We start from the raw sequence: 6,247 nt of genomic DNA, 5'->3' as shown, positions 1-6,247 counted from the left end.
CCAACCGCAATCAGCAGGACAGCAACGCTGACGGCACAGGCGATGTGTGCAGCCAGTCCGCAGAAGCAGACGGCAGCGTAAACAGCGCGTTCCTTGTCCCGGTGTACGAGCTGCTGCTGCGAAAGAAGCGGTAAGCGCGCAGCACTTCATGCCGCTTCAGGGAACAGCCGCCTCATCTCGTCCCGGCTGGCCGCGCAGATGCCGCGCTCGGTGATCAGGCCGGTGACAAGGCGGGCCGGAGTCACGTCAAAGGCCGGATTGGCCGCCCGCGTCTGCTCCGGGGCGATGCGCACCCGCCGGACGCTGCCGTCCTCAGCCAGCCCGGAGATGAAGAGCACTTCCTCTGCCGCCCGCTCCTCGATCGGAATGGCCGAGCCGTCAGGCAGCGTCCAATCAATGGTCGAGGAGGGCAGGGCGACATAGAAGGGAACCTTGTTGTCCGCCGCTGCCAGCGCCTTCAGGTAGGTGCCGATTTTGTTGCAGACATCGCCGTTGGCGGCAGTGCGGTCGGTGCCGACAAGGCAGAGATCAACCTGCCCCTGCCGCATCAGCCAGCCGCCGCTGTTGTCGGCAATCAGGCGGTGCTGAATGCCTGCGGCGGCCAGCTCCCAAGCGGTCAGCGACGCGCCTTGGTTGCGGGGCCGGGTTTCATCCACCCAGACATGCAGCGGAATGCCTGCGGCTTGGGCTTTGAAAATAGGGGCCAAGGCCGTGCCCCAATCCACGGTGGCCAGCCATCCCGCGTTGCAATGGGTGAGGATGTTGACCGGCCTGCCAGTCTGCCGATATTTTTCCGCAAGCAGATGCAGGCCATGTGCGCCAATAGCCTCATTGACCTGCACGTCCTCCTCGCAAATGGCCGCTGCCTCGCGGCGGGCGGCTTCAATCCGTTCGTCAGGCGGCAGCGTGGCCAGTAAGTTCCGCATCCGCTCCACCGCCCAGCGCAGATTCACCGCTGTGGGCCGCGCCTGAATCAGCCGGGCGCAGACTGCCTCCAGCCCGGCATCGCTGCTGTCCGCCAGCAGGCCGAGAACTACGCCATACGCTGCCGCCGCCCCAATCAACGGCGCACCGCGCACCAGCATGTCACGGATGGCGACGACCGCGTCTTCAGCCGTGCGCAGCCGGGCCGTGACAAGCTGATGCGGCAGTTTGGTTTGATCAATAATGCCGACCGTGCGCTGGTCAGCTTCCAGCCAAATAGTCCGCCACAGCGTGCCGTTGATGTTCATCGCAGTTGTTCCGCAAACATCAGGCGAGATACCCTTCCTGCCGATACCACACGCCGGTGCGCTTCAGGCCTTCATCCAAGCCGATCTTCGGCTGATAGCCCAGCTCGCGTTTGGCCTTGCTGATGTTGAAGGCCCTGTTCTGGCGGAACCAGTCCACCCGGCGCGGAAAAATCGGCGGAGTGATCTTGAAAGGCTTGCAGACAGTCTCGCAGACATGCCCGGCGATCATCAGCGGCAGAATCGGATAATGCGGAATCTTCACCGCAACACCAAGGGCTTGGGCCGTTTTGCGCACCAAGGTCTCAATGCTGACATAGTCCTCGTCGCCGATCAAATATGCCTGTCCGCGCCCCTTGCCCGGCTCCATCGCCAGCATGAAGGCATCAACCAAATTGTCTATATACAGCGGATGATAGAAAGTTTTGCCATCGCCGAACATAGGGAACACGCCCTTGCTCACCCGCTTGAAGATCATCTGGAAACGCTCTGGGTCGCCGGGGCCGTAGATGGCGGTTGGGCGGAGAATCACTGTGTCCATGCCCTTGGCGCAGTATTCGTTCACTAACGGCTCGGCATCATACTTAGTTTTCTGATAGTAGTCAGCAGGTTGAATAGGAGCGTTTTCGTCAGCAGGCGGATTGTCCACATTGCCATGCACGCCGCAGGTGGAGCAGTAGATGAATTTCTTCACCTTATGGGCAAACGCGGCTTCGAGCACGATTTGCGTGCCGCCGACATTCACCTCGTCATAGTAGCTGTTCGGCACGTCCAGCTCGCGGAACGCGGCGGCCAAGTGCTGCACCACCTCCACGCCGTCCATGCAGCGTTCCACCGCAGCTCGGTCTGTGACGCTGCCGATGACCACCTTCGCCCCCCACGAACGGATTTCGTCTGTTTTCAGGCCCTCTTGATAATCCAAGCTGACCACCTGGTGGCCTTCATCCACCAGCCGTTTAACTAAGGCTTTGCCGGTGAAGCCGGTGCCGCCTGTGACAAGCACTTTCATAGACCATTACTTTGTTGAGAATGGATAACTTTTCGTTATGACTGAATTAATCGACAGAAGCTGCTGCCTCTTGGTGTGTAATTATAATCCAATTGGAATAAAACAGGAACTTATAAAACATGGTGGACGGGCCGACAAGCTGTTCGTGAAAATCAACCACAAATTTGTAGCTGCAACAAGCAATTCTATGCCAATATTGTAACGACACAGCAAGGATAATTTTCGGTCAGCCAGATAGACCTCTATGTAAATACTTATCAATTTCAGCTAGTCAGATGGAGGTTTTCCGATTTTGTCCGGTTTGGCACAATTTTTGAATAACCATGTCTGAACGATGCCGTTTTTGTGAGCAGCACAGACGCAGCCAAGCAGAGCATGAACCCACCAGAACTGATTGACACCACCTTGCGGGAAGGTGCGCAGGCACCGGGCGTGAACTTCACGCAGGCGGCTAAGTTAGCCATCATTTCGTGGCTGAAGAAAGTCGGCGTGGACGAGATCGAGCTGGGCACTGCTGCGCCGCTGCATGACGGGCTGGCGGAGTTTGTCCGGCAGGCCCGCGCCATAGTGGGCAGCAGGTGCCGTCTGGCCCTCTGGTGCCGCTGCAAGGAAGAGGACATCACCTTTGCCGCCGCCTGCCAGCCGGACCTGCTCTCGCTCTCCATCCCGGTGTCTGACCGCCACATTCAGGAGCGGCTGGGCAAAGACCGCGCTTGGGTGCTGGCCGCGCTGGAAGGCTCGGTGCGGCTGGCCTTGGCACTGGGCATCCCCCAGGTTTCAGTTGGGCTGGAAGATGCTTCGCGGGCCGATGTGCCCTTCCTGCTTGAAGTTGCCCGGACAGCAGAACGCAGCGGGGCAGGGCGCGTCCGCATCGCCGACACCGTGGGTATTTGCTCGCCGGGCCGCATGGCCGCGCTGGTGCAGGCGGTGCAAGAGGCGGTGCGCTGTAAGGTCGGGGTGCATTGCCACAATGACTTCGGCATGGCCACGGCGAATTCCATCGCCGCGCTGGAGGCAGGCGCAGACTGCTTCGATGCCGCTGTGCTGGGCCTGGGCGAGCGGGCTGGCTGCTGCAAGCTGGAAGAGGCGGCAGGCTATTTGGCCTTGGTGCAGGAGCAGCCGCGCATCAAGCCGGAACACTTGCCCACGCTCTGCCAGATGGTGGCCAAGGCCAGCGGCAGAAGCATCGCCGCCAGCCATCCCTTGGTGGGCGCAGATATTTTCACCTGCGAAAGCGGCCTGCACCAGCACGGGCTGGCGGTCAACCCGGCCACCTATGAGCCGTATCCGCCGGAGCGGGTCGGCGGTCGGCGCACCCTGCGTTTCGGGGTGAAAACAGGCCGCCGGGCCGTGGCCCTGCACTTGGCCAAGCACGGCCTGCATCTGCATGAAAATGAAATCAAACGGCTCACCCAACAAGTTCGCGCCAGCGGTGGGCTGTTCAGCGAGAGCGAGCTGCTCCGTTTTGCGGCAGCCAACAGCGTGTGACCGCGCAGGCTCCTTCTTATGCAACGAGAAGGAGCCTTGCCGTAATACGAGAAGGAACCTTCTCGCAAAATGAGAAGGCTCCTTCCTGAACTCCAGGTCTTGACGCATGAACAACGACAACTGCATATTCCCCGCCTCCCGCTTCACCACTGAGGCCCTGGAGGTCAAGGCCCTGTACCGCATCGTCAAGCTGATTGACGCGGCTGTCCATCTCGATACCGCCCTGTCCGCCATCCTCAAGGTGCTGCACGACACCCTGCGCATGGAGCGGGCCACGCTGGCCCTGCTTGATGAGGAAGGGCAGAAGCTCGCCATCCGCGCTTCTTACGGCCTGACCATTGAGGAAGAACAGCGCGGGGTGTATCGCTTGGATGAGGGCGTGTGCGGCAAGGTCTTCAGCTCGGCCTCGCCCTTCATTGTGCCGGATGTGAGCAGCGAGCCGCTCTTCCTCAATCGCACCGGGGCGCGCCCGCTGTGCAGCAAGACCACCATCGCCTTCATCGGTGTGCCCGTGCTGCTCGGCGAGAAGCCGGTCGGCGTGCTCAGTGTGGACCGCCTCTTCGGCATGGAGGTCTCTTTGGAGGAGGACGTGCGCTTCCTCACCGTGGTGGCCACGCTGATCGCCCAGTTCCTCAGCCTCAATCAGGCCATCCGCCGTGACCGCCAGCAGCTCGTGCAGGAAAATCTCAGCCTGAAAGCCCAGCTCCACGAGCGGCACCGGCGGCACTGCATCATTGGTCATTCCAAGGCCATGCAGGAGGTGTTCTGGAGCATCGAGCGGGTCGCGCCCAGTCAGGCCACGGTGCTGCTGCTGGGGGATTCAGGCACGGGCAAGGAGATGGCGGCCCAGGCCATCCACGAGGCCAGCCCGCGCCGCGACCGCCCCTTTGTCAAGATCAACTGCGCCGCGTTGCCGGAGTCGCTGCTGGAGAGCGAGCTGTTCGGCCATGAGAAGGGCGCGTTCACTGGCGCAGGCGGCACGCGCATCGGCCGCTTTGAGATGGCGGACAAGGGCACGCTCTTTCTGGATGAGATCGGCGAAATGCCCCTGCCGCTGCAATCCAAGCTGCTGCGGGTCTTGCAGGAGCAGCAGTTTGAGCGGCTTGGCTCCAACCGCACCATCAGCGTGGATGTGCGCATCATCGCCGCCACCAATGTCAGCCTGCACGAGGCCGTGACCCAGGGCAGCTTCCGCAACGACCTGTATTATCGGCTGAATGTGGTGCCTATTATCCTGCCTGCCCTGCGCGAGCGGCGCGAAGATATCCCGCTCTTGGTGGATTACTTCCTTAAGGTGAGCAATCAGCGCAACAAGAAGAGCCTGCGCATGAGCCGCGACTTCCTGGAGGCGATGACCGCCTACGACTGGCCGGGCAACGTCCGCGAATTGCAGAATGTGGTCGAACGCTTAGTGATCCTCTCTGCTGGCGACCTGCTGCGGCTGGAGGATTTGCCAGACTGCTTCTTTGCTCCGAAGGCAGTGGCTGTCGCGCCGCAAGCTGCTGTCACAGCGGCGATTCCTGCCGCTGCGCCGCCTGCGGCTCCGCCCCAGCGGCGCAAGCTGGAAGACATTGAGCGCGAGCAGGTGGAGACAGCCTTGCTCCGCCACGGCTGGGTGCAGGCGCGGGCCGCCCGCGAGCTGGGCCTGACGCAGCGGCAGATTGGCTACAAGATCCAGAAATTCGGGCTGGTCAGGCCGGAGTTTGCAAGGTGAGGCGGTTCTGGTTGCGGCGGCGGGAAAATCGGCTCTGCCATTGACAAAAACAGCGGCAGAGGTTACTTATCTGTGGCGTGTTCTCCTGCCTTTTGCTGTCGCGCACAAGGCGGGAGCGCAAATCTGCCCTCCTTGCCTCAAGCAGCTTGATGGATATCAGACAAGCAGTCATTCAGTTCCTGATCTTGGCTCCGCCCTTCCTCTTTGCCCTGACCCTGCACGAGCTGGCGCATGGCTGGACCGCGTGGCGGCTCGGCGACCCCACTGCCAAGAATGACGGGCGGCTGACTTTGAACCCGATCAAGCATCTTGATCTCTTTGGTGCCTTGCTCTTCATCTTCGCCCACATCGGCTGGGCCAAGCCAGTGCCGGTGAATCCCTCGTATTTCAAGAATCCGCGCAAGGGAATGCTGCTGGTGGCCTTGGCCGGGCCGGGCGCAAACCTGCTGCTTGCTGTGGGCAGTGCGCTGCTGTTCCGGCTGCTGCTGGAGCTGCGGATGCCGTCGCCCTTTTTGCTCAGTCTGCTGGAGCCGCTGGCGCAGATGCTGCTGGCCTCAGTCTGGATCAACATCATGCTGGCTGTCTTCAATTGCCTGCCCATCCCGCCGCTGGACGGTTCCAAAGTGCTGGCAGGGCTGCTGCCGCCGGATGCCGCCCGCAGCTATGCTCGGATGGAGCCATACGGTATTTTCTTGCTTTTTATCTTGTTTTATTCTGACATCATCAGCAAGGTGATCACGCCGCTGATTCAGACAGTCAGCGGCCTGCTGCTCGGCTGAGGCTGCTGACTATTCCTTTGCAGCCGCA

At 61.2% G+C, this 6,247-nt stretch carries 5 protein-coding genes; 3 read left to right on the top strand and 2 right to left on the bottom strand.

Annotated elements, in window-relative coordinates:
- Positions 1–146 precede the first annotated feature (146 nt).
- Together mtnA and ACNKH6_RS01295 are read right to left on the bottom strand one after the other, a co-directional pair.
- Positions 147–1,232, bottom strand: coding sequence for an S-methyl-5-thioribose-1-phosphate isomerase (gene mtnA / locus ACNKH6_RS01300; protein ID WP_417913739.1), 1,086 nt, complete (start codon positions 1,230–1,232; stop codon positions 147–149).
- Positions 1,233–1,251: 19 nt separating this feature from the next.
- On the bottom strand, positions 1,252–2,238 hold the full coding sequence (locus ACNKH6_RS01295; protein ID WP_417913738.1) for an NAD-dependent epimerase/dehydratase family protein: 987 nt from the start codon (positions 2,236–2,238) through the stop codon (positions 1,252–1,254).
- Between the two features lie 375 nt (positions 2,239–2,613).
- On the opposite strand from ACNKH6_RS01295, the gene ACNKH6_RS01290 reads away from it, so the two are divergent.
- The 3 genes from ACNKH6_RS01290 to ACNKH6_RS01280 all read left to right on the top strand — a co-directional run bounded on the left by ACNKH6_RS01290 (position 2,614) and on the right by ACNKH6_RS01280 (position 6,219).
- Positions 2,614–3,726, top strand: coding sequence for a LeuA family protein (locus tag ACNKH6_RS01290; protein ID WP_417913737.1), 1,113 nt, complete (start codon positions 2,614–2,616; stop codon positions 3,724–3,726).
- 106 nt (positions 3,727–3,832) lie between these two features.
- Positions 3,833–5,440: a nif-specific transcriptional activator NifA gene (gene nifA / locus ACNKH6_RS01285; protein WP_417913736.1), complete on the top strand. Its 1,608-nt coding sequence runs from the start codon at positions 3,833–3,835 to the stop codon at positions 5,438–5,440.
- 149 nt (positions 5,441–5,589) lie between these two features.
- Complete coding sequence (locus ACNKH6_RS01280) at positions 5,590–6,219, top strand: site-2 protease family protein (RefSeq protein WP_417913735.1); 630 nt, start codon at positions 5,590–5,592, stop codon at positions 6,217–6,219.
- Positions 6,220–6,247 lie beyond the last annotated feature (28 nt).

The organism is Candidatus Electronema sp. JM, from assembly GCF_048287415.1.
Lineage (GTDB): Bacteria > Desulfobacterota > Desulfobulbia > Desulfobulbales > Desulfobulbaceae > Electronema.
The sequence above is the reverse complement of the archived record's forward strand: the minus strand, read 5'-3'. Positions and strand labels throughout refer to the sequence as shown.